The sequence below is a fragment of the Shewanella sp. LC6 genome, assembly GCF_006385735.2.
Lineage (GTDB): Bacteria > Pseudomonadota > Gammaproteobacteria > Enterobacterales > Shewanellaceae > Shewanella > Shewanella xiamenensis.
This window is the reverse complement of the sequence record NZ_CP043902.1, coordinates 1883360-1908774: the sequence shown is the minus strand read 5'-3', so window position 1 is coordinate 1908774 and position 25415 is coordinate 1883360. Positions and strand designations below refer to the sequence as shown.

15 protein-coding genes are annotated in these 25415 nt (G+C 46.4%); 6 read left to right on the top strand and 9 right to left on the bottom strand.

The window, feature by feature from the left end; translation table 11 throughout:
- Window positions 1-125: 125 nt before the first annotated feature.
- The 3 genes from ligA to smc form a co-directional block, all read right to left on the bottom strand.
- Window positions 126-2195 (bottom strand): NAD-dependent DNA ligase LigA, encoded by a 2070-nt coding sequence (ligA, locus tag FJD32_RS08590; protein WP_140906624.1) that lies wholly within the window; start codon window positions 2193-2195, stop codon window positions 126-128.
- Window positions 2196-2293: 98 nt separating this feature from the next.
- Window positions 2294-3334 (bottom strand): cell division protein ZipA, encoded by a 1041-nt coding sequence (gene zipA / locus FJD32_RS08585; protein ID WP_140906623.1) that lies wholly within the window; start codon window positions 3332-3334, stop codon window positions 2294-2296.
- A gap of 26 nt (window positions 3335-3360) precedes the next feature.
- A complete protein-coding gene (gene smc / locus FJD32_RS08580; protein WP_140906622.1) occupies window positions 3361-6789 on the bottom strand; it encodes a chromosome segregation protein SMC in 3429 nt (1142 codons plus the stop codon).
- A gap of 240 nt (window positions 6790-7029) precedes the next feature.
- Between smc and cysZ the strand changes: the two genes are divergently transcribed.
- Window positions 7030-7809: a sulfate transporter CysZ gene (cysZ, locus tag FJD32_RS08575; RefSeq protein WP_037426752.1), complete on the top strand. Its 780-nt coding sequence runs from the start codon at window positions 7030-7032 to the stop codon at window positions 7807-7809.
- Window positions 7810-7995: 186 nt separating this feature from the next.
- A complete protein-coding gene (locus FJD32_RS08570) occupies window positions 7996-10356 on the top strand; it encodes a carbohydrate binding family 9 domain-containing protein (RefSeq protein WP_181159779.1) in 2361 nt (786 codons plus the stop codon).
- 59 nt (window positions 10357-10415) lie between these two features.
- On the opposite strand, the gene FJD32_RS08565 is transcribed toward FJD32_RS08570, so the two are convergent.
- From FJD32_RS08565 to FJD32_RS08555, 3 genes are all read right to left on the bottom strand, one after another.
- On the bottom strand, window positions 10416-10865 hold the full coding sequence (locus FJD32_RS08565; protein ID WP_140906620.1) for a hypothetical protein: 450 nt from the start codon (window positions 10863-10865) through the stop codon (window positions 10416-10418).
- Between the two features lie 171 nt (window positions 10866-11036).
- Window positions 11037-12158, bottom strand: a complete 1122-nt coding sequence (locus FJD32_RS08560; RefSeq protein WP_069455208.1) for a beta-ketoacyl-ACP synthase III — start codon at window positions 12156-12158, stop codon at window positions 11037-11039.
- A complete protein-coding gene (locus FJD32_RS08555) occupies window positions 12155-13447 on the bottom strand; it encodes an RDD family protein (protein ID WP_140906619.1) in 1293 nt (430 codons plus the stop codon). The genes FJD32_RS08560 and FJD32_RS08555 overlap by 4 nt, the downstream gene beginning before the upstream one ends.
- Window positions 13448-13693: 246 nt before the next feature.
- Here FJD32_RS08555 and cysK point away from each other — a divergent pair, with 246 nt between their 5' ends.
- The 3 genes from cysK to FJD32_RS08540 all read left to right on the top strand — a co-directional run bounded on the left by cysK (window position 13694) and on the right by FJD32_RS08540 (window position 17074).
- Window positions 13694-14662, top strand: coding sequence for a cysteine synthase A (cysK, locus tag FJD32_RS08550; protein WP_011622282.1), 969 nt, complete (start codon window positions 13694-13696; stop codon window positions 14660-14662).
- A 220-nt stretch (window positions 14663-14882) separates the two neighbouring features.
- Window positions 14883-15959 carry a methyltransferase gene (locus FJD32_RS08545; protein WP_069455210.1) on the top strand — a complete coding sequence of 359 codons (1077 nt, stop codon included), beginning with the start codon at window positions 14883-14885 and terminating at the stop codon, window positions 15957-15959.
- 119 nt (window positions 15960-16078) lie between these two features.
- Window positions 16079-17074 carry a TDT family transporter gene (locus FJD32_RS08540; protein ID WP_037419806.1) on the top strand — a complete coding sequence of 332 codons (996 nt, stop codon included), beginning with the start codon at window positions 16079-16081 and terminating at the stop codon, window positions 17072-17074.
- Between the two features lie 748 nt (window positions 17075-17822).
- Here FJD32_RS08540 and FJD32_RS08535 read toward each other — a convergent pair.
- A complete protein-coding gene (locus FJD32_RS08535) occupies window positions 17823-18854 on the bottom strand; it encodes an IS630 family transposase (protein ID WP_069453395.1) in 1032 nt (343 codons plus the stop codon).
- 104 nt (window positions 18855-18958) lie between these two features.
- Here FJD32_RS08535 and FJD32_RS08530 point away from each other — a divergent pair, with 104 nt between their 5' ends.
- Window positions 18959-21535: a TonB-dependent receptor gene (locus tag FJD32_RS08530; RefSeq protein ID WP_275892365.1), complete on the top strand. Its 2577-nt coding sequence runs from the start codon at window positions 18959-18961 to the stop codon at window positions 21533-21535.
- A gap of 152 nt (window positions 21536-21687) precedes the next feature.
- Here the strand turns inward: FJD32_RS08530 and yfcC are convergent, their stop codons facing one another.
- Together yfcC and focA are read right to left on the bottom strand one after the other, a co-directional pair.
- Entirely contained in the window at window positions 21688-23256 is a 1569-nt protein-coding gene (gene yfcC, locus FJD32_RS08525) for a putative basic amino acid antiporter YfcC (protein ID WP_140907287.1), read from the bottom strand.
- A 271-nt stretch (window positions 23257-23527) separates the two neighbouring features.
- The gene (gene focA, locus FJD32_RS08520; RefSeq protein ID WP_037426738.1) at window positions 23528-24514 is read right to left on the bottom strand and encodes a formate transporter FocA; all 987 of its coding nucleotides are present in this window, start codon (window positions 24512-24514) and stop codon (window positions 23528-23530) included.
- Window positions 24515-25415: the final 901 nt, after the last annotated feature.

The window sequence follows — 25415 nt, the reverse complement described above, 5'->3', positions numbered from 1 at the left end:
CGGTGCAATCCGCTGATAGCTCAAGTTTATCATGGCTCCGCCAGAAAACAGCGCCCAATCAAGATGAACCCTCAACAAAAACGCCTTGCTAAGCAAGGCGTTTTACTCATCAAATCAAACTCGCATTAGGTATTGGCAGCGAGCAGCGCGAGCAATTCGTCTTCGCCAATCACTTTCACGCCAAGCTCCTGCGCTTTGGAAAGCTTAGACCCCGCCGCTTCGCCCGCGACTAAGCAATCGGTATTTTTCGATACACTGCCCGCTACTTTGGCGCCTAAGGCCTGTAACTGCGCCTTAGCATCGTTACGGTTGAGTTGATTTAAGGTACCCGTTAACACCCAAGTCTGCCCCTTCAATGGTTGTTCATCGGCACTTGGCGCTGCAATCGCAGGCCAGTTGACACCAGCCGCAATCAAAGCATCGATCACTTCTAGGTTATGGGGCTGAGCAAAGAAATGCGCCACGTGCTGGGCAACGACTTCACCAATATCTTCAACTTGAATGAGTTGCTCAATGGTAGCTACGCGCAGTGCCTCTAGGCTACCAAAGTGTGTCGCAAGGTTCGCCGCCGTCGCCTCCCCCACCTCTCGAATGCCTAAGGCATAGAGGAAACGTGGCAAAGTCGTGGTTTTAGCCGCTTCAATCGCCAGCGCGAGATTGGTGGCAGACTTCATTCCCATACGGTCGAGCATGGTCATCATAGAGGCGGTGAGTTTAAATAAGTCCGCCGGGCTTTGAACCAACTCCTTATCAATCAACTGCTCGACGATTTTATCGCCCATGCCGTCGATATCTAATGCCTTGCGGGAGGCAAAATGTTTGATCGCCTCTTTACGCTGGGCCTCACAGAATAAGCCGCCGCTACAACGGGCAACGGCCTCACCTTCTATTCGCTCAACCAAACTGCCGCAAACGGGACAATGTTGCGGGAAGGTAATCGCCTTAGCATCTTCAGGGCGACGCTCTGGCACTATGGCCACAATTTGCGGGATCACATCGCCGGCGCGGCGGATAATCACGGTATCGCCCACCATCACACCTAAACGCTCGATTTCATCGGCATTGTGCAAAGTGGCGTTCGAAACCGTCACGCCGCCGACAAACACAGGTTTTAGGCGTGCGACCGGAGTCACCGCGCCGGTGCGGCCCACTTGAAAATCTACGCCTTCGAGCAGCGTCATTTCTTCTTGCGCGGGGAATTTATAGGCAATTGCCCAGCGGGGAGATTTGGCCACAAACCCTAAGGTTTGCTGCTGGGCGATATCGTTCACCTTCATTACCACACCATCGATTTCAAAGGGTAAATCGCTGCGGCGAGTCAATATATCTTGATAGTAGGCAAACACTTGGCTGAGTTCGTCGCAGACTTTAATCTCGCTACTGACTGGTAGCCCCCAAGATTTAAGTTGCTGCAATTGCTCGTAATGCGTCTTAGCTAACTCGTGGGAAGTCGGCTCCACCACACCTAAGGCGTAGGCATAAAAAGACAGCGCCCGTGACGCGGTAATTTTACTGTCGAGCTGACGTAAGCTGCCCGCTGCCGCATTACGCGGATTCACAAACAGTTTTTCATCCTTTAAGCGTGCACGCTCATTTAGCGCCTCAAATGCCGCCTTGGGCATAAAGGCTTCGCCGCGCACTTCAACCAATTCGGGATAGTTGTCACCACGCAGTTTGAGCGGAATCGACTTAATGGTTTTAACGTTTTCGGTAATATCTTCGCCCACAGTGCCATCGCCCCGGGTCGCGGCGCGCTCAAGCACCCCATTGCGATACAAAATACTCACCGCTAGACCATCGAGCTTAGGCTCACAGCAAAAACTCACTTGGCCAACTCTGTCGCTAACACGCTTATGAAATGCGCTAAAGTCCGCCTCATCGAAGGCATTATCAAGACTTAACATGGGTTTAAGATGAGTAATTTGTTCAAACTTTGCCAGCGCCATACCGCCCACTCTTTGGGTGGGCGAGTCGGCAGCAACAAACTGAGGATACTCGGCCTCAAGCTGTTTCAACTGCTGCATTAACCTGTCGTATTCTGAGTCAGTAATGCTTGGCGCATCATCGACATAATAACGAATATTGTGTTCATTCAGAGATTGGCAGAGCGCCTGCATCAATGGCTGCGCATTTTCCGACGTAACAGCTTGTGAAAGCAGTTCAGATAGGCGTTTATCGAGTTGAATGTCTTGCATATTCATTATCCAGAATTCTTAAGCATCAAAAAGTTGCAAAAAATGAGGCCGCATTTAGCGGCCCCATCTGTCCATCACCGCGGTCTCGCGGCGGTGCATTAAGCGTTTGCGCGAATGCGGTGTAAATAATCTTGCTTAGTAAACTCGCCCCAAGGTTGACGCTGACCATCGAGCACAACCGCGTCGATATCATCCGCCAATTGGCGCGCCGAGTTAAGCATGATAGAGAAATTCATTAGCGCATCACCGTAGCAAGGTAAAGTCATAAAGAATACCACGCCTTGGGTGCTGAATTGCTCCATATTGTCTGGGTCAAAAACACCAGGTTTTACCATATTAGCAATGGAGAACAACACCTTACCATTACCGGCATTATCCACATGACGATGGAAAATATTCATATCGCCATATTTAAAATTAAGGGTTAAAAAGCAAGGTAATAATTCGGCACCATTAAGTTGCTGGCCTTCTTTCGCCACCACGTGCAGTACGAGTACATCACGTGGTTCACCTAAATCATCATCGGCCTGTTCAACGGCTTTAGGTTGCTCTTCTTCATACGCCTCTTCATCATCAAACAACGCGGTTTGGGTAGGCATTTGCACTTGGGAACGTTGCTCTTCAGCCGCCTTTTGCGCCACTATCGCCGCATGGGATTGGCCAACGTGAGCTTGATTTAAATGCGCTGTATGGCTTTGCAATACTGGCTCTTGGCGCGATGCTTTAGGACCGCGGTGTTGCTCTTTCACACTCGGTGATTGCAAATTAAAGTCGGGCTGCGCCATGCTTGGTTCTTGCTTAAACAGTGGTTTAGGTTCAACTTGAACGGGTTCCACTGGTTGCGGTTGTACTTTGGCTTCTTGCTTTAAATAAGGGTTAAACGCAGGTGCCTCTGGGGTATGAGCTTCATTCGCTTTACGAACTCTGACGGCGCCAATACCATCGGCGTCGAAACCATCGGCATCGATACGCTTGGGGGCAGCCTCGCCACGCTCTGCCTGCTTTTTATAGAAATTGCCCATCGGACTATCTTTCAATGACTTAGGCTGTTGTCTTCTGATAGACCAAAATCCATGCACCAGCACAGCAACTATGGCTATGGCGCCTAAAACGAACAAAACTAGTTGCAAATCTTCCATTGGTTACCCTGTCTTTCTTCTAGTTATCACGCGTCGGCCATCGCCACCGCTTGCTCTAAATCTACTGCGACTATACGGGATACACCCGGCTCATGCATAGTCACACCGATAAGTTGATCAGCCATCTCCATCGTAATTTTGTTATGGCTGATATAGATAAACTGTACGCTCTGCGACATCTCCTTCAATAATCGGCAGAAACGTTCTACGTTGGCATCGTCTAAGGGCGCATCCACTTCGTCTAACATACAGAAGGGAGCTGGATTCAACCTGAAAATAGCGAATACCAATGATAAAGCCGTTAGGGCTTTTTCACCACCGGAAAGAAGATGGATTGTGCTGTTCTTCTTACCTGGCGGCTGGGCCATGATGGTCACGCCCGTTTCTAATAAATCGTCTTCCGTTAGCGCAAGGTAAGCACGCCCGCCACCAAACACCTTGGGGAACAATCGCCCTAAATCCTCGTTGACCGCATCAAATGTGGCTTTAAAGCGGGTGCGGGTCTCCTTGTCGATTTTACGAATGGCTTCTTCTAGTGTTGCAAGCCCTTTATTGAGATCTTCATCTTGATGATCCAAATAGGATTTTCGCTCACTTTGTTGCTCAAATTCTTCGATCGCCGCGAGGTTTATTGCACCTAAGCGGATAATTTTTTGCCGGATCTGATCCAAATCACGCTGCCACTTGTCTGGCTGACCATCGCTAGGCAGCGAATCAATCACCTGAGCAAGCACAATTTGCTGTTCCGCCAGGGCTGCCAACTGGCTGTCAGCCTGCCCTTTTAATCCCTCACGACGTAACTTTAACGTGCTGAGGCTTTGAGTCAAGCCCTCAAGCTTACCAAGCTCTTGTTTTTGCTTTAATCCTATACTGTTTAACGTTTCAGTGAGCGAACTTTGTTGTGCCCTGAGCGTTTTAAGTGCCTGTTGCTGACTTTGTTGCTGATTGAGTAGCTGCGCCAGTTGTTCACTCAGCTTTGCCGTTTGCTGATCACCCTGCTGTGCGACAACACTGGCAAGTTGGGCTGACAGTGTTTCCTGTGAGTGGACTAATTCACTGACACGGACCCGCTGTAATTCAATTTGTTCTGTGCTCACCGCTATCCGAGTGGTGACCGATTGCAGACTGGCATTGAGGCTCGCTAAGCGGCGCTCGGCATCGCTAATTTGTGCCTTTAGCGCTTGGTGACGGGCTAAATCCCCTTGGGCTTCAAGGCTTTGTTGTTGCTGTTTCTCAAGGCTTAACGCTAGCGCCTCCGCCAATTCATCCTCTTGTTCCGAAAGCAGCACTAACTGCTCAGCCAGCTCGGCTAACTCATTGCGCGTTCGCGCAACGGTTTCTGCTAGTTGTCCCCGTTTCACTTCGCGCTGCTTGGCCTGGGCCTCTGCGTTATTAAGCTGGGTAGATTTGGTGGCTTTATCGAGCTGTAATTGGTGTAAGCGTTTGATACCTTGGCTTAAGCTGTCACGCACTTGGGTTAATTGCTGCGCCAACGCATCGAGCTTTGACTGCTGTATTACCCGCGCCTGCTCACACTCATTAATCGCTTCGCTTAATTGAGTTTGTTCTTTACTCAGTTGCACTAACGATTGGCTATTGTCTTGTTTGGCAATCAAAAAACCTTTGCCAAGCAGATAACCATCAGCGGTCACAATTCGCTCATCGGCCGCCAAGCTCGCCACTTGTGCTTGTGCGCTGGCCAGATTATCGGCCCATTTAAGTCCCTTAAGCCAAGGGGCAAGGTTCAATTTTGTCCCTAAGATGGGAGAACCATCGAGATGCGCATCCGCCGCCAAGGCTGCATCGGCATAAAACCCTATCTCATTGGCGTCAACGCCCACGGGCAGCGTCATTAATCCCTGCAGCGCCAGCTCTGCCGCGGCTTCCCAGCCGTTTTCCACTTGAATGCTTTGCCACAGCTGCGGCTTATCACTTAACTCTTCTTGTTTTGCCAGCCATTGTTCAACCAGTTCGAAGCGCGCCCGCATCGAAGTTAAACGCTGCGATAACTGCTCAAACTCACCTCGCGCAACATCTAACGCGTGAGTATCGGTAGCCAGAGTGGATTCAAACTCTTGATTAATTTCAACTTGTTCAGCTAATGCTTGCTCTAACTGGGTAATCTCGTCATTGAGTGATGCGCTGTTATCTTCAAGGGCATGCTCATTGAGTGAGGCTAACTCTTGCTGTTGTTCTTGGTGTAACTGGGTTTTATGGGCATTTAATTGCTGCTGATGCGTCAGTTTGCTGCGGTGTAATTCTAATTGCAGCTTATGCTGAGCGGTTGTCGCCGTCAGCACTCTGGCGCTTTCACTTTGCGCCTCACTGCGCGAAACACTCATCTCCCACTGGGCTTGCAGCTCATCGAGCATTTCTTGCTGCAACTCATGTTGCGGCGCAAGTTGGCTAAGCTCTAGCTCAAGCGCTTGAAAACTAGCTTGATAAGCGGCTAATTTGGCTTGGTTTTGGGTGATTTGCTCGCTCAATTGCTCGAGCTGAGTATGTAGCTGGGCGTCGCGCTGCTTTTGGCTCTGCAACTGTTGCTCAAGCTTTGCGATTTCAGTACCCGTTAGATAATAGGCTTCGACCGCCTGCTGCTCTTGCTCGGCTAACTGTGAAAGCGTAACTTGCAGCTCAGTGCTTTCTAACTCACTCGTTTGCGCTAAGGATTGCGCTGCCGCTTGTTGCAGCTCAAGCGAGCTAATCTGCTCCGATAAACTCGCCATCTGGCTTTGCAGCTCTTGGTAGCGCATCACCAGCAATTCAGCATGGGTTTTACGCTCAGCCTGCTTTAGCTCGCGATATTGTGTTGCGGCTTTTGCCTGCTGACTGAGCTTTTCCAGTTGTTTGGCTAACTCACTGCGAATATCCCCTAAACGCTCTAAGTTTTCACGGGTGTGACGAATACGATTTTCCGTTTCACGCCGCCGTTCTTTATAGCGAGAAATCCCCGCCGCCTCTTCGATAAAAGTACGTAAGTCTTGGGGTTTAGATTCGATTAAACGTGAAATCGTGCCCTGCTCGATAATGGCGTAACTGCGCGGCCCAAGCCCGGTGCCCATAAATAGATCGGTGATGTCTTTGCGGCGACACTTTTGGCCGTTGAGAAAATACCAAGACTCGCCGTCACGGCTCACCTGACGCTTGACCGAGATTTCTTCATAACTGGCATATTGGCCCGCAAGGCGGCCCTCTTTATTTTCAAACACCAGTTCAACGCCTGCCACAGACACAGGTTTACGGGCGCTGGAGCCGTTAAAAATCACGTCACTCATGGAGTCGCCGCGCAAATGTTTGGCCGAGCTTTCGCCTAGCACCCAACGCACGGCGTCAATCACGTTCGATTTACCGCAGCCATTAGGGCCAATAATGGCGCTTAATGCCTGTAAAAACGGAATTTTGGTGGGATCGACAAACGACTTAAAGCCGGCAAGTTTTATTTGTTTTAATCTCATAGTGCCAGTTAGCGTGTCTCAGTTTAAAAAGCCATCAGGGCGATGGCAGATATCGGTGCAGGCCAATATTAGCCCGAGTCGTGTCATAGAATTCTGAGGCCAACTTTAACAAAGCAAGCCGCATTTTGTAACGCTTTTTATTGAATTCATGCGGCTTTTAGCTTGTCATCTCGCGACGAGTTGATCACAATCGCAGTTATCTGTCTCCCGCGCTGTATCTCAACTTTTTGGAATGACGATATGACACAGAAATTTCCCTCGCCCTCACAGGCTAAAAGTGGTGTGAATTATTTTCTCGATGGCTTTGGTTTGATCACACGTAAAGGTCTTCGTACTTTTGTATTTATTCCTTTAATGATTAACCTGTTACTGTTTGCCGCCGTGATTTATGTGGCTGTCGGTCAGCTCGATCTGCTCTTTACTTGGATGAATGCCCAGCTCCCCGAATACTTAAGCTGGCTTAACTTTCTGCTCTGGCCGCTGGCGGTTGTCACTATGTTGGTGATGCTAGCCTTTGTGTTCAGCTCAGTGATGAACTGGCTAGCCGCGCCTTTTAATGGCTTACTGGCCGAAAAGGTTGAACAACTATTAACCGGCAAACCCATGCATACCGGTTCAGGCATGGACTTAGTCAAAGACTTACCGCGCATTCTTGGCCGTGAATGGATCAAACTTAAATACTATCTGCCCCGTGCATTGGTATTTTTACTGCTATTTTTAGTGCCAATGGTCGGGCAAACCTTGGCGCCTATTCTGTGGTTTTTATTCAGTGCTTGGATGATGGCGATTCAATACTGCGACTATCCCTTCGATAACCACAAGGTGAGCTTCAAGGATATGCGCTTTGCACTGAATCAAACCCGCGGCACCAGTTTCAGCTTTGGCGCAACAGTGACACTGTTTTCGATGATCCCTGTGGTGAACTTTATTGTGATGCCTGTGGCTATTTGTGGTGCCACCGCCATGTGGGTCGATAAGTACCGTGAAGCCTACCGTAATCCTGTGGTCGCACCTGAATAATCATCCTTATCGCACTGGATGCATGCCATCCAGTGCGCTTTTGCTCTAACTCAATCCAATTTAAATACAATCCTTGTAACAATTACTCATTCTTGTTAACTCAAAACTTCTGGCACACTGCGCGTAATTTATGGATTATTTTGGGCCCTGTTGTTGAAGACGTTTCTCCCCTTTCTGCTATCGAGCATGATGTTTCTGAGCTTACCGAGTCAAGCCGGCTCAGTTAGCCAATTTCAGTTAACAATTCCAACCTTAACTGATGCCGCCGAGATTGATGGTGAATTTGATGAGGCAGTGTGGCAGCACGCGGCGCTGGCCGAGTTACGCTATGAGACTCAGCCCGGAGAAAACACTGCCGTTCCGGTTTATACCGAGGCCAGAATCTACGCCACCCAAACCAGCCTATTTGTGGCCTTTATCGCCAAAGACAGTCAACCTCAACGCATTCGTGCCACTCTCAAGGACAGGGATAATCTCTGGGGTGATGATCTGGTGGGGATCAAACTCGATACCCTCAATAACGCACGCTTGGCCTATCAGTTTTTTATCAACCCGCTGGGCGTGCAACTAGACTCGATAGAGAATGAACTCACGGGCGAAGAGAGCGAAGCATGGGATGGCATTTGGAAAACCGCTGGTAAAATCACCGCCAATGGCTATCAGGTGGAAGTCGAGCTGCCATTACGGCTATTCAACTTTGACGATAAAAAGCCTATTCAAGACTGGGGATTTGAGCTTATTCGCTACTATCCACGTAATGAAAACCATCGTCTCTCCACCCATAAAATTGACCGCAACATCAGTTGCCAGCTCTGTCAGCTCGGTGTCGCCACAGGTTTAGCCTCCGCCAAGCAAGGGCAAGATCTGCAAATTACTCCCGCTTTTGTAGCAACTCGCAATGAACATAAAACTGCACATGGTTGGCAAACAGATACGGACTATGAACCGGGGTTTGATTTACGCTGGGGAATGAATGCCCGCACCTTGTTGAATGCAACCATTAACCCCGATTTCTCTCAAGTCGAATCCGATGCGGGTCAGCTCGATATTAACAGTACTTTCGCATTGTTTTACGACGAAAAACGCCCCTTCTTCCTCGATAATAAAGACTACTTCGATACCCAAGTGAATCTGCTACATACCCGCAATATCGTATCGCCGGATTACGGACTCAAACTCACCAGCCAAACCGAGCAACACACCTGGGCACTGCTGGCCGCCAATGACAGCCAAGCCACCTTTTTAATGCCGGGTAATTTAAGTTCAGAGGTCGCCTCATTAGCAGAGGAAAGCCTCAATCTGGCTGCGCGTTACCGCTTCGATATGGATAAAACCTTTTCCTTTGGGGGTCTTATCACGGCAAAGAGCAGTGCCGACAATCAACTGACTGAATTTGCTGCACAAACCGATGATAATAATGATTACCACAATTATGTGATAAGTTTAGATGCCAAATACCAGCCTACTGAGCAAGATATACTTACTGCTCAGGTCGCCCATTCCCAGACACGTTACCCCACAGCCCTGTACCAACAATTTTGTGGCAATGTGGAGGGAGAACTCACAGAAGGGCTACTCTGCGGTCAAACACCCTTAAACTGTGAATTTGGCCTATGCCAAGTGAATGAACAAGTATTACGTAGCCAATCAGATGAAGATTTTAGTGGCGCCTTGTATCAACTTACCTATGAACACAATGCCCGCGATTGGTTTGCCTACAGCGAATATCACGATGTTTCCCCTCATTTTCGTGCCGATTTGGGCTTTGTAGAGAAAATTGACTATCGCACCTTTATGGCTGGCGGTGGCTTAATTTGGTATCCGCAAGTGGTGTTTAACAAGATAAAATTTGGCGGTGACTGGGATATCACCCACAATCAAGCGGGAGAACAGCTCGAGCAAGAATTTGAGATCTTTTGGGAAATGTATGGCGCACTACAAAGTGAATTGTCCTTTGGGGTAGAAACCCGTGAGCGGGTCGGACCACGCCATAATACAGCGCAACTCGCCGTAATAGGTAACAGCAATCAATATGAGGAAACTCAAGGCTGGCTTTACGGAGCCATTACGCCGATTTCAGCCCTCAGCCTTGAGCTGGAGATCCATTACGGCGATGAGATTGATTTTCTCAATGATAGATTAGGCACAAAGACCTTAATCAATCCAATATTGAACTGGAAAATCGCCAACGGTTTATCGGTGGAGATTTCTCATCTTTATCAACATATGGAGGTCGAGCAGGATAAACTCTTTACCGCAAACCTTTCGGATGTGCGCCTGCACTGGCAACTGAGTCTGCACAGCTTTATTCGCCTATCGAGCATTTACACCCAAATCGAGCGTAATCTTACGCAGTATTTGTATTCGTCGCCCGATAGCGAAGCGGCGCACTTAGGCAATGAAATCCTCTACGGCTACAAACTTAATCCCCAGAGCGTGTTCTATTTGGGCTATTCCGACAGTTTAACCTCGGATGATGAACTCACGCGGCTCACTCGGGACGAGAAGACCTATTTTATGAAGCTAAGCTACGCCTGGTTGCTCTAGGCAGAAAGGTTTAGCATAAAGCCCACAACAAGGCTTGTGGGCTTAAATCAGAATTCTAGCTAAGACTCATGGATCCCCAATAAGCTTGGGCTGGGAAGCGCAATCCCCATTGCGGTGAGCTCCACTCCCCAATGCCGCAGCAGCGCAAGATACGCCTGTTCAAAGGGATAGCGTGGCCGCGGGAATGCCCACGTTGAAGGAAAACACCATTCCTCCTCGCTCTCATCAATCGCTAAATAGGCGGCAAAATCATGCTTTGCCTCACTCAGCGCAGCGATTAGATTCGTCGCCATCGCGACCCTGTGGGCAGAGGTAAATCCCAACTGCTCACCAAACTCATCAAATACATAAGCATCGTACAGCGCTTGCAGCTGCGCGGGATCTAAAGGATCGTAACGATTGAGTGTTTCCCCGAGCGTTTCCTCGCGGTCATAACAATTAAAGGCGCCAAGAAACCAGCCAGGATTGGGATGGAACGGAATATCCGAATCAGGGTAAAGAAGCGTCATGGTGACAGGTTCTCGTACTGCAACTGAGGCTTTAAAAAACTGTTTTTAAGGCTGTTAACTGCCTTGTCTGATTAAAAGCATTTTCGGTTAAGGTACGGCATCAAGCCGTTTAACCCAATGTGCTGATATAAAAGCAAAAGCCCCATTGCTGGCAATGGGGCTTTTGTCGATTTAGCGTTTTTGCAAAATCACACTACCGATGGAGTAACCCGCACCAAAAGAGCTTAATAGCCCTAAATCGCCCGCATTAAAGTCAGCGGAATATTTATGGAAGGCAATCACAGAGCCTGCGGAGGCGGTATTGGCATACTCATCGAGCACCACGGGCGCCTGATCGGGCGTCACCTCATCCCCTAGCAGTTTTTTCACCACAAACAGGTTCATATTGATGTTGGCTTGATGCAACCACAAACGCTTAAAGGACTGCGGCGTGAGGGATTGCTCGGCCAGATGCTCATCTAAATGCTGATAAATCATCGGCAACAGTTCTTTAAAGACTTTGCGTCCTTGTTGGTGGAATAGCTTATCTGCCTGATGCGCCGAACTTGGATCGCAGCGATTGAGAAAGCCAAAATTACTGCGAATATTGTTCGAGTAGTCGGTAAAACAACGGCTTGAAACAATGTTAAAGCCTTTACTCGCGGCCACTAGGCTTTGCTCTTCAAGCACCATAGCGGTCGCGACATCCCCGAAGATAAAGTGACTGTCACGGTCACGGTAATTCACTTGCGCCGAACAAATTTCGGGATTAATCACTAACACCCGTGAAGCCGAGCCCGTCGCAATCGCATTGGCAGCGGCCACAATGGCAAAGGTGGCCGAAGAACAGGCAACCTGCATATCGTAACCATAGCCACGGGTACCGAGTGCCCGCTGGATTTCAATCGCCATCGCCGGGTAAGCGCGCTGCGTATAAGCACAGGCAACAATCACTAAATCGATTTGCTCGGCCTTCACGTCCGCTTGTTTCAGTGCCATCAATGCCGCCTCAACCCCAATTTCGGCCTGCATGGATAACTCGTCACTGCTGCGCTCAGGGATAAGCGGCATCATGATTTCAGGATCGAGAATACCGTCTTTAACCATCACATATCTGTGCTTGATGCCCGAGGCTTTCTCGATAAACTCACTGGAAGAATAAGACAGCGGCGCGACATGGCCCTGCTCAATTAATCCAGCATTTTCAAGGTTAAACATATCGACATAGGCGTTGAAGCTCTCCACCAAAGCTTCATTTGAAATACTGTGTGGCGGCGTAAATAAACCGCTGCCAGAAATAACGACCTGTTTCATAGGTGCTCCGAACGGGTGCTTGTTGTAAGGTGAGCAGACGTCGCATTATTCTGTGTTGGCACGGCGGCTAATGCGTGTTCAGCCTGCGCCTGTTGCTGCTCTAATTGTTGCTTTTTATGCATTTGCGCTAAGTCTATCACGACTGTGGAAGATATTTTATCTTGGATCCCCTGCCGATTGGCATCCCAAAAAATCTGGATAAAGCCAAGTAAGCCTGTCGTAAAGCCCGCCGCATAGCCACCATAACGGCCAAAAGCGGTCCAAAGGCTGATTTTAGCGCCATCAAGTTGAATAACGCGAATACCTAATAGTTTTTTACCTAAGGTCTGACCATCAAATTTGGCGGTAAACACGGTAAAGTAAAATGCCGCCCAACCAAACCCTAAGCCCATATCGCTCATAAAGCCTTTAATCCACGCCAGCACACTGCGGGTATCACTTTCCTCCTCATCGGCGTTTTCGGTGTTGTTACTTTCCGTTTGACGCACGGAATTAAGATCTTCATCTGCGGCTTGTTTATCGGTATGCGCGTTAGCTAATCCATCGGCTTGTGGTTCAGACACTGGGTTCGCCCTACGTTCAAGCTTGTCATCAAGCAAATGACTTGGCTTTGGTGATTGTGATGGTGTTGTTGAATCCGTGGCTGAATCGAGAGTGACTTCAAACACTTTCACCTCGGGCCAGAGAGTGCCCGCCATGATTTCATCACGTAACTGCGTTTTATCAGCCTCGGATAAATCCGTGCTAGCTAAAGTATCTAATACCATATCGCGGCGCTCAGGTGCCGACATGCCCTCAATGGGTACATTTTCCAGCGTCTGAGTTTCGAGCGTCTGTTGCAAAGAACGGATTTGTTCACGGGCACAATCCGTATTTTCACAGAGTCCGAGGGAGACAAGGCCAGGAATCGCCTTAACAACAGTCTTACTATCCTGGGGCGCGGAGACCTTGTCGCGGGTGGATTGATTGGATTGATGCAAATCCCACAAATTCCCCGCCGAGCTAAAGAGCATTAACCCTAGCATGGCGGCATAGAGGCCCCATTTGAGAAAGCGGCCAAACTGGCGGCTACGTTTTTCGATATAAATAATCCCCACCACCAGCAGAACAAACAGCCAATCCATTTGCTCGGCTAAAATAGTGATAAATAAACCATCGATTAATATCGCTAGAGCCCGCTTAAATGGTGTTGCTAACGGGGTATAAAGTACCGATTCGGCAATAGTAAATGCCTTAGGGGTGACCATAGTTCTAGGATCTTTACCCACATCTGTTTGTTGTTGCTTCATAATGGTTGAAATCCGATTCCGATAAGCGCTTTTATCACCAAAACATCAAATGACTGTTCTCGTTCTATTGCAATTTTTATTGATGTTAGCAAGAGGTTAACACAGTTAAACCCACGACCAATCGGGCTTTGCGAATAACAGTGACATCTTTAATAACTAAATAGAATAAAGAAGAACAAACAATCACTTCTAAATACGCCACAGGCGATTATGATTCAATAGTGCAAACATAGGAGCAAGCAATCCATGAGCAAAATTTTCGAAGACAATTCATATACTATTGGCAACACCCCGTTAGTGCGTTTAAACCGCGTAAGCCAAGGTAAAGTGCTCGCAAAAGTCGAAGCACGTAATCCAAGTTTCAGTGTCAAATGCCGTATCGGTGCCAATATGATTTGGGATGCCGAGAAAAAAGGCCTGCTCACCAAAGATCATGAACTGATTGAGCCTACCTCAGGTAACACCGGGATTGCCTTAGCTTATGTAGCCGCCGCCCGTGGTTACAAGCTGACGTTAACGATGCCAAACACTATGAGCCTAGAGCGTCGTAAGCTGCTTAAAGCTTTAGGCGCAAATCTTGTGCTGACTGAAGGCGCAAAAGGCATGAAAGGTGCGATTGATAAAGCGGAAGAAATCCGTCAATCAGCGCCTGAAAAATACATTATGCTGCAGCAGTTTAATAACCCTGCTAACCCAGAAATCCATGAAAAAACCACAGGTCCTGAGATCTGGAACGATACCGATGGTGCTGTGGATGTGTTTGTTGCGGGTGTTGGTACTGGTGGAACTATCACTGGCGTGAGCCGTTACCTGAAGAAAGTTGCAGGCAAAGCCATCACTTCTGTCGCGGTAGAACCCGCAGATTCACCAGTTATCACCCAAACCTTAGCGGGATTACCCGTACAACCTGGTCCACACAAAATTCAAGGTATTGGCGCTGGTTTTATTCCAGGTAACTTAGATCTTGAGTTAATCGACCGCGTTGAAACCGTCACTAACGATGAAGCTATCGACATGGCCCGTCGCTTGATGCAAGAAGAAGGCATTTTAGTCGGTATTTCTTCGGGCGCAGCAGTGGTTGCTGCTAACCGTATCGCTGCCCTGCCTGAGTTTGCGGATAAAAACATTGTGGTTATCCTGCCTTCAGCTGCCGAGCGTTACTTATCATCAGTATTGTTCCAAGGCCAATTTGGCGACGAAGAAAATATTCAGTAATCTCATCACTTGTTGATAAAAATACCCAGCTCCGTCTGGGTATTTTTATGCCTGCCAGTTAATTCTTGCCATGCATATCTCTTTCGAACGAATATTTTTTCTATCAAGAGCCTGATTTATTGGTGAAATTGGACACAGTTCATAGTTTTTCCGTGCAATGCTAGCTTTAACAATTCAGTCCGCTATAAATAGCCCTCTCCAAGATTAACGTCAGTCTTTTATGTCTTTCTACCAAAATCCAAAAGCGTTAAGCGCCTTTGATGCTAAGTTTGAGGCACAGAAAATTGCCTTTGGACCCGTGAGTTTTCAGGTCGCGCATTGTTTACTCAAATTTGAAGTGCTAGCCACTATTGATAAGGCTGGTGAGCAAGGGGTGACCTTAGCGAAATTAGCCCAAACGAACCTGTTGAGTGAATACGCCCTTGGGGTGTTATTGGATATGGGACTAAGCATGGGGCTGGTATGGCTTAACGAAGACGCCTATGTCCTCGATAAAACAGGTCATTTTTTACTGCATGATGATATGGCAGCAATCAACCTCAACTTTGTGCAGGATGTATGTTATCAGGGATTATTTACGCTGGATAAGGCGCTACTCACTGGTAAACCCGCGGGGCTGAGTGTATTTGGTGACTGGCAAACTATCTATCCCGCATTGAAAGATCTGCCTCACGCCGCAAAAGAGAGTTGGTTTGCATTTGATCATTATTATTCTGATCATGCTTTTCCGCAGCTTTTACCCTTAGTCTTTGCCCATAGTCCAAAACACTTAGTCGATATTGGTGGTAACACCGGAAAGTGGGCTCTAAGCTGCTGCAAATTCGATCCTAAGGTTGAAGTGACCCTGATGGACTTTCCAGGGCAATTAGCCATTGCCAAAGAAAATGCTGCAAAACATGGCGTTACCGATAGAGTCCATACCTTTGCCACCGACTTACTCGATGAGTCGCGCCCTTTTATTGAAGGTGCTGATACCTATTGGATGAGTCAGTTTCTTGACTGCTTCTCTAAGGCGCAAATCTTGAGCATTTTGCAACGCACCGCAAATGCGATGACAGCCAATAGTCAGTTGTTTATTGTCGAAACCTTCTGGGATAGACAGCCTTCTGCCGCCTCGGCCTATTGTGTTAACGCCACGAGCTTGTACTTCACCGCAATGGCCAATGGCAATAGTCGAATGTACCACTCTAAGGACTTGATGGCCTTGCTGCATCAAGCAGGTTTATACGTCGATGAGGATACTGACAATATTGGGCTTGGGCATACTTTGCTTCGTTGTAAACGAAAACCTTGCTAGTTAATAAAAACTGAATCAATGGATAAAATTAATCAATTTTATTTATTAACACCTTAGTCATACACTGACATTAACAAATAGATACATCGAATTAATGTCAGTGTTGAGAGGTAAGTAATATGACTTCAAAGCGTAAACGTTGGACCGCACAGGCCGCAAAATTACCTAGCCCTATGGGCGGACTCGCACTCGCAATCGCAAGCTTAGGGTGGACTTGGGAAAGTGTAATGCCTTCACTGAATGGCTGGGGTCAATTAATTGGTGCAATTATTGCCTCAGCACTGTTACTAATGCTAGCCGGTAAGTTTTTGCTGCATCCTACAGTGCTCAAAAATGAACTTAGCCATCCCGTCGTCGGCAGCGTAATACCGACTTTTGCCATGGCATTAATGGTAGTGTCTAACCTGCTCGGTCACTATTTTCCCCATGCGGGATTAGCCCTTTGGTTAGCCGCCATTGCGATTCATATCGTATTTTTAGGCGCCTTTATCTACTATCGTGCTATCGACTTCAAACTCGAACATATGGTGCCTAGCTGGTTTGTGCCACCCATTGGCATCATAGTGGCTGCTGTGTCTTTCCCCAGCAATGGTGAACCTTGGTTAGTTAACACCATTTTAGCCTTCGGTATGATCGCCTATTTAGTCATGCTGCCACTGATGCTCTATCGCTTGATCTTTTGTCAAGCGATTCCTGACGCAGCTAAGCCCACTATTGCCATCCTTGCTGCTCCCGCAAGTTTATCCCTTGCAGGCTATTTAACGGTTTGTGAGCAACCATCAATCGCCTTAGTCGCCTTATTGGCAAGTATTGCCATCTTAATGACAGCGGTTATCTACCTTGCTTTTTTCCATTTACTTAAATTGCCCTTTAGCCCTGGTTATGCAGCCTTTACTTTCCCCATGGTGATCGGTGCTACTGCACTCTTTAAAACCGCTCACTGGCTTGAGCAATTTAGTCAAATGACCGATCTCACTCAATGGGTAAGGTTGTTGGCAGATTTTGAACTCGGTGTAGCCACTGTCGTCGTTGCCTACGTCGCTCTTCGGTATTTGACTCATTATCTACCCAACCCAATGGCCAATATTGACACAACTATAGTTGAACTTAAGTAATAGGCATAAAATACGGTAAGTGTATTTGACTACTTAACGTACTAAATAAAAATTTAATAACACTACATACAGAATAAAATAAGGAGTGAATTTATATTCACTCCTTTTCAAATTAAAATCCACACCATCAATTCACTCACAAAACTTTAGACTGACAAAGTAAAAAGAACTCTCAAAAATTTAATAAAGGCTATAACAGCTTTATAAAACCATTCTTAAATCCTTTCGTTAAGATATTTTCAACATTAAACATTCAAAAATACCGCATAAAAATCTGTATATTTAATATTGCTTAAATTTAAATCTACACATACTGAAAAAGTATGATTATTTTTTTATTACAAATGCTTTCAATTTTTACAAATAAAAAACAAATTAACAAACAAAAATAAACAAAAGCCATGTTTTCATTAGCAAAAAAGATTAAACGCACCCTAAGCCAGTAATCAACCAATAAAAAACAACTCAAGAGAAACATTTTTGCAACAAAACACCTTTACACATCGTAACCAACATCAATATCAACTGTTGCACTTGTTATTTTCTTGTGGTTATATCTGGAGCCTAATTAAATGGGTACTTATTTCATATAACGTTCCGTATTTAATTAAAATAACAACTAAACAAATAACAAGTGTTAAGGGAGAATGATATGCGCGCTAATTCAACATTAGCCAAAGCGGTTCGCTTTGCGTTAATTGGTGGTGCTACAACAGTTGCTTTATCTAAATAGCTGATCCGAATACTGCTACATTTTCGCCGTGCCATGCCCACTGCCAGGAAATGGGGAAACGGTTCCCATAAAATGCCATACCATGCCAAGCAGTTCCCGTATGTTCCTGCAAGCGTGATTGCGGGTTACCGTTTCATGCAGTGCGAGCCATAAGCGTTCTATCTTGTTGACCCACGGCGAGTATACCGGCTGAAATAGTAATCTGAATTTGGGATTATGCTTGAGCCAAGCTACGGTCTTACGGCTCTTATGAATAATGTAATTGTCCAGGATGAGCGTGATGGTTTTGGCTTTGCGGTAATGACGCTTAAGCTTCTCCAACATGGCAATAAACAGCTCTGACGCTTTGCTATCGTGGCTTACATAAAGCACTTTCCCGGTGCTGGCATGCAGGGCTCCAGCTATGTAATGCTTACGGTTGTTGCCTGGGGTGACAACGCGTTTTTGTTGTCCTTTTGGCATCCAATCTGCCCCGATTTTTGGGTTCAAGTCGATGTCTACTTCATCTTCATAGAAAACCGGATGCTCGACGCAACACTGCTCAAGTGCCTGATTTATCGCGGCCATTTTCTCCTCTTTGTGTGGGTCTTTGATACGCAATGTCGGAGCCGAGCGGCGCCAGACCATTCCTGCTTTGGGTAGTAATCGGCGGACGGTGGATGCAGCGATGCTGAGCTTAAGCTGTGCATTAATCACCATGGCAAGCAGTTCACTGCTCCAGCGGCTACGTTGGTAACCAAAGTCCTGTGGGCATAGCTGAATAAGCAAAGATAGACAGAGCAATATGGGGTCTATGGGCAAGCTTGCCGGCCGTCCCAGCTGCAGAGATTTAAGCCCATCAACGCCGCTTTCGGTATACCAGCCTAACCAACGACCAATACTGGAGCGTGCTGCACCAGTAGCATGATGAACGTCAGTAATCGACAGCCCTTGATGCAGCATCAGCATAGCGATAAGACGTCGAGCGAAGTGTTTATCCTTGGTTTTATGGATCAATTTCTGTAGTTGTTTGCGCTCTGCGCGACAAAGTGGTGGTAAGATGGCCATTCTCAGTCCTCGGCGAGTGGTGGGTTTGTTTGGCGATAGATCAGATCGCTCAAACAGGACTGAGTTCCCTTCCTTTGATCTACTATTTGGAACAGCTATTTAGTATGGCTGTTTACGCTGAAGAAGGAGATAACGCTAAGGTAGAACGCATTGAAGTAACAGGTTCACGTATCCAAAGAACGGATATGGAATCAGCGTTACCAGTAACAGTTTTATCTGCTGAAGATATTGCAAAAACAGGTTTAAGTGATGTTTCTGCTGTTTTAGCACAAATGCCATTTAACACTGCCGGTAGCTTCATTAGCGATGCAGGTAGTTCTGCAAGTAACCATGCTAGCTCAGGTATGCGTGGTTTAGGCTCAAACCGTACGCTAACCTTGATCAACGGTCGCCGTATTGCGCCATCTGCTACATTTGGTGGTGATGCCACTAACCTCAATTTAATTCCAATGGATGCAATTGAACGTATTGAAATTTTACGTGACGGTGCATCAGCAATTTATGGTTCAGATGCTATCGGTGGTGTAATCAACATCATCCTTAAGAAGACTTTCGACGGTTTAGCATTTGATGCCAAATTTGGTAGCCCAACTCAAGGCGGAAGAGATGAAAAGTCGGCTTCTATCACTTTTGGTAATACCAGTGATAAAAGCAGCAGCTTAGTAATCATCGAACACAAGCAATTTGATCCACTGCAAGGTGGCCAACGTCCTCACTTAACCGCTAACTGGGATAAGAAATACGGCCGTAGCGGCTTGTATGCGCCAGAAGGCACATATCGTCCAGTTGAATCTCGTCCAGTGAAAGGCGCAGATGGCACATTCGGCACACCTGTCTATACAGGCTTACAGGTTCCAGGTAAAGATTGTCCAGCCGATCGCATTGTAACCACCAAAGACGGTTCAGCTTGTGGTTTTAACCAGTTTGACGGTACTGACTATCTCCCAGATCAAACAAAAGACTCTGTATTCTCAAATATGACTTACCGTATTACTGATGAATTAGAGTGGTTTGGTCAAGCTATCGTAATGCGTGATAAATCCATCACATCTTCTACTGCGCTGTGGACTCCTAACCTATACATAGCAGCCGATAACCCATTAAACCCAACGTTCGGCACAGCTAATGCGTCAGAAGTTCAAGCTTATCATCGCTTGAAAGGCGTAGCAGACCGTTCAACGGAATTCGACTCAAATGTAGTTGACATAGTAACAGGTTTAAACCTTGAGTTAGATGCAGGCTCTCTGAGCTGGTACGTTCAATACTCAGATCAAATTGTAAACATTGAAACTGACTCTTATGTCTTCGAAGATAAGCTGCAAGAAGCGGTTGATAAAGGTTTGTATAACCCATTCGTTGAAGGTGGCAACGCAACTCAAGCCACTTTAGATACTTTCTTACACACAGCTACTCGTAAAGCAACCTCAAATACAACCGGCACCGGATTGTCATGGGCGGCACTTGCTCCAATTTCCTTACCTGGCGGTGACTTAGGTTATGCTGTTGGTATGGAATACCAAAAAATTGAATACAAAGATTCCCGTGACGCTCAACAAGCAGCAGGTAACGTATTAGGGACTTATGGTGGTGATTCTGCTGGCGATAGAAGCTACAAAGCGGCATTCGTTGAGTTAGAGTTACCAGTTTTAGATCACTTGAACGTGAAGCTCGCAAGCCGTTACGACCAATATAGCTTACCAGATGTTGGTCAGCTTTCTAGCTCTGTAAACGTACGTTACGAAGCCTTAGATAACTTAGTGCTACGTGCATCTTATGGCCAAGGCTTTAGAGCACCGTCACTAGATGACCTGTTAGGCAAACCAGCAACCAGTTACGACAGAGTCACAGATACTACTCTGTGCCAAAGTCTACCACCTGATCAACAAAACGGTAATCCTGCTTGTGAAGATAACCAATATCTGCGTAAGAGTTCAGGTAATAAAGACCTAGATCCAGAGAAATCTGCTCAATACTCTTTCGGCGCAGTGTGGAATATTACTGAGAATATCGATTTTGTTGTTGATTACTACAACATTGAAATCACTGATCAAGTAAGCTACATCGGTGCACAAACTATCGTTGACTTAGAAGCAATTGGTGGCTTAGGTGCCTATGACCCTAAATACATCTATGTTAAACGTAAAGCTGATGGCACTATCGATGAGATTGGTGCAGGCAACATCAACATGGACGGCGTACAAACTTCGGGTCTTGACGTATCTTTCACGTCAAACTTCGATTTAGGGGAAATTGGTACATTTAAGTTTGCAGTTGAAGGTACTTATGCCCTGGAATACACCGAACAAGCAAGCCCAATTGCTAAACGTTATGATGTGTTAGGGACTAAAGGTTATCCGCCACTACGCTTCAACACGACATTTAGCTATGCAATTGATGACTTCTCTGCATCTTTGATTGCTAAGTACATTGATTCTTACGATGGTGAAACGCCACAACAACAAGAAGTTGGCACGAATAAACAAGACTTCTCATCTTTCACCACGTGGGATCTGACACTGAACTACGACTTCGACAGCTACGGTAAAGTCACTGTAGGTGCTCGTAACCTGTTTGATGCAATGCCAACTGTTAACTACAGCTTAGGCTATCCAGGATACGATACAGATACTCATAATATCTTAGGTCGTGTCGTATTTGCAGGATACAAAGTGAAATTCTAATTTCCCTTTAGGAAGATAGGAAACCACAACAAAAACGGCATCCTCGGATGCCGTTTTTTTATCTGCTGTTTAACCAATTAACTGAGTTAACCTTAGCGCCTATTTACCCCGCTGCTTCAGGTTACCCCTAGCGCCTAGCTAAATTCTCGCACCTAGTTAAATCCAAGATAATGCGCGCCAATCACCAGTACGCTTGAGACCAGCATCAGCAGCAGCATAAAGCGCCATACAAATTTCAGCCAGTTACCCCAATCGACGCGGCATACGCCAAGAGTGGCCATCAAAGACGCTGAAGTGGGCACTATGATATTGGTGAGGCCATCGCCTAATTGAAAGGCCAATACCGCCACTTGGCGCGTCACACCAACAATGTCAGAAAGAGGTGCCATCAGTGGCATAGTCAAGGCAGCCTGCCCTGACCCTGAAGTCACAAAAAAGTTGAATACAGATTGAAACAGCAACATAAACCACGCCGAGAGCGCATCAGGCAGATGGCCAATCACCCCGCCAGCACTGTTAAGTACCGTATTTAACACACTCGGTTCAGTCGGTGCACCGCCGCCAAGGAGCAGTAAAATCCCCGAGGCACATCCCACTAAAAGAGCTGGCTCTAACATGGTTTTAGCGCCGTCCTTAAAACTCTGCGCCACCTTGTTAAGCGTCAATCCATTAAGTTTAAACACACAGCCAATGACGCCAGCTACCATACCCATGGTAAAAAACTGACTGGCAATCTCAGGGATAAACCAAGCTTTTACCACTACGCCCCAAATCACCCATACCATAGTGAGCACTAACAATGCTAAAACCAGTATATCGCCAAGATTAAAGCGACTCTCTAATGTCGTATTGGCATGATGCTCTCGAAAATAAGCATCGGACTGAAAACTATGGGATAAACTGGGTTGCTGCTGAATGCGATGGGCGTAACGCATGGTAAAAACAATCCCGAGCAAGGTGAATCCAAGCCACATAGGAAAGCGAAACTCACTGCCTGAAAGAACCGGTATTCCCGCAATACCCTGGGCAATCGCCACACTGAAGGGATTCATCCAAGAACTGGCAAAACCAATTTGAGTCGCCACATAGGTCACCATCACAGTGGTGATGCCGTCATAGCCCAAACGGATCATTAATGGGCAGATGATAATGGCAAAAGCTATGGCCTCTTCTCCCATGCCAAACACAGCGCCACCAAGGGAAAACAGCGTAAATATCACCGGAATAAATAACTTTTCATTGCCACGGGTTTTATCGATTAACTTTAAGATGCCGTTATCTATGGTGCCTGTGGCCATCACCACCCCAAAAGAGCCGCCAATCACCAGCATAAACATGATCACGCCAATCGCACTGCCCCATTTAGATCCTGAAGTTAGGCCCTCAAAGGCGAAGTTAAAAAAGCCAACCCCGCCCTCGCCTTTAAACAATGCCACGGGTTGTAACCTAGGCTCGCCCGCAGCATCCAATTGATAGGCAAAAGAAGTAGGGTCGACCACCGTCCGCGCTTTATCGACACCATCAGCCAGATAATGCACCTCTTGGGTTTGAAACGACCCGATGGGGATAAAGTAAGTCATTAATCCCGCAAGCAATGCCACAAAAAAGATGATCACTAAGGTATCGGGCATTTGAAATGGAGAGGGAGTGTGTGAAGCGGATGATGCCGGAGCAGTCTGAGCTGCCTCTGTTGGCTGATTCGTCGAAGGTGGAGTCGTCATAGATGCGCCATTTTATGTCAAACGGAAAAGGCCGCACTATAAACTAAAGCGCTTTAAATCAGTATATAAAATCTTCATTCACTTGCATGAATATGCAAAATGGTCACATCTATCACAAACAAGTAATCTGCATAAAAAAGCCTTTGCGGTGAAAAAACAAAAAAATGCCCAGTAAAACTGGGCATTTTTTATGAGCCTAAGGCAAATATCACTCAAAGAGAGACTCATAAACCTAAGTGACTTACTCTCTTGATTACTTTCTCTTAATTACTTAGTCCCTTAATGACTTAGTCTCTTGGCTATTTTTCGCCTTTTCAGTGTGCAATGGTGACGCGAAAAAATGAGCCTGATGGGATTTTTGTGGATCGGGTAAGGCAAGTTGTCCTTGCTCAATCCACCAATAGCCGAGGCCAACAATCACGCCGCCGCCGACGATGTTGCCTAAGGTCACAGGAATTAAGTTATTGAATACAAAATTTGTTACGGTTAAATCGGCAAATTGTTCTTGGGTAATACCTAAGGAAGCAAAAAACTCCGGACTTGCCACAGCTTGAATTGTTATCCCAAACGGCACCATAAACAGGTTTGCAATGCTGTGCTCAAAACCGCTACTAACAAACATGGCTACAGGTAGGATCAATAAAATGGCTTTGGTTAGTGATTCGCGACTGGCGAAGGTCATCCAAATACCAAGACATACCAGCATATTACATAAAATACCTAAGCTAAATGCTTGAATCCATGTATGGTGCAGCTTATGTTGTGAGACCTTTAAAGCATTTAGCCCCCAATTTCCGCCATCAAGCTCATATAAGCCCGCAGCCATAATCAAGCCGACCATCAACATGGCGCCGACAAAGTTGCCTAGGTAAACTCGCGTCCAGCATTTGAGTAACTCACTGGTAGTCACTTGTTTTTGCGCCCAAGCCACGCTGCTTAAGACTGAACTAGTGAACAGCTCGCCGCCGCAAATCACGACCAAAATTAACCCTAAGCTAAAGGCGATACCGCCCACAAGACGTACTAAGCCCCATGCACTATCGCCCGCACCCGTGGTGACGGTCAGGTAAAACACAAAGGCTAAAGCAATAAAGGCTCCCGCAAACACCGCTAAACCAAAGGATTGCCAAGGCGCCTTAACCACTTTACTTTTGCCATAGATTTCGGCTTGGTGATAACAACTAAAATGCGAAGAAACCTGCACAGGCTCATAGCCATTTGATGATGTCTGTGGAGCGTTAGCATGTGAGTCTTTCATAACCGTACTCCCAAACCCGATAAACAAACGCGAACTTGCAACATAGGTCTCTCCTACAGCGCCGAGGCGCAGATCAAACCAATCAAAATTTACATTAAGACTTGCTTAAATGATGACTCACTAAAGTCACGCTTTGTAACATACAAATCGTGTTCGCCGTGAAGCAGAGTTTGCCAAAGCGTGATGTTATTCACAGGTAAAATGTAAAATTTTTGAAGAGGCAAACACAAAAGGTTAATTGGTCATACCAATTTTGTTTGCATTTTGCCAATTTATCACCGCCCATCTAAGCATTATTCACTGACTAGATTAAGCAGATTTAACCTTATACAGAGTGAATGAAGCATAAGTATCCTTCACTGAGATGGCGGGTTGTTGACTAAGTGCTGTAATCTTTTAAATAGCGGCTCAACAAGAAATCACAGTATTCGAAGCCCGACACAACAATATTCCGCATCAACATCCTTATCTTTAAATGCTTTAGCACCGCCAAGCATTCCGTATAATCAGGCCTTTTTCATCGCAGCTTTACCTGCCAATTGGAGATTAAATCGTAACCATTAAAAATCAATCGATACGGTGATAGCTTTCGCCGGTTAAAAGCGCGACAGTCTGTTAAATAAGCGATAGCTTCAGCCCGCAATGGGCCAACAAAAGCGTGCTTTAATCCTTATTGTGCTAAAAAAATGCTACCTCGCTAGCAAATTTAAGATTAACAGAGGACAAACTCGCCCGTTTAAGATGCGAGACAGTAAGAGCTATGTTAATATGTTTATGGATAATTGGTCTTACCAATTTATAAAAAGAGTTATCGATAGCCGATAATCCACGTTAAACGTATATTTGTCATCTTATCGGGTATCAATAGACAGACACTTGGCGCGATAAACATCCCCAAGTT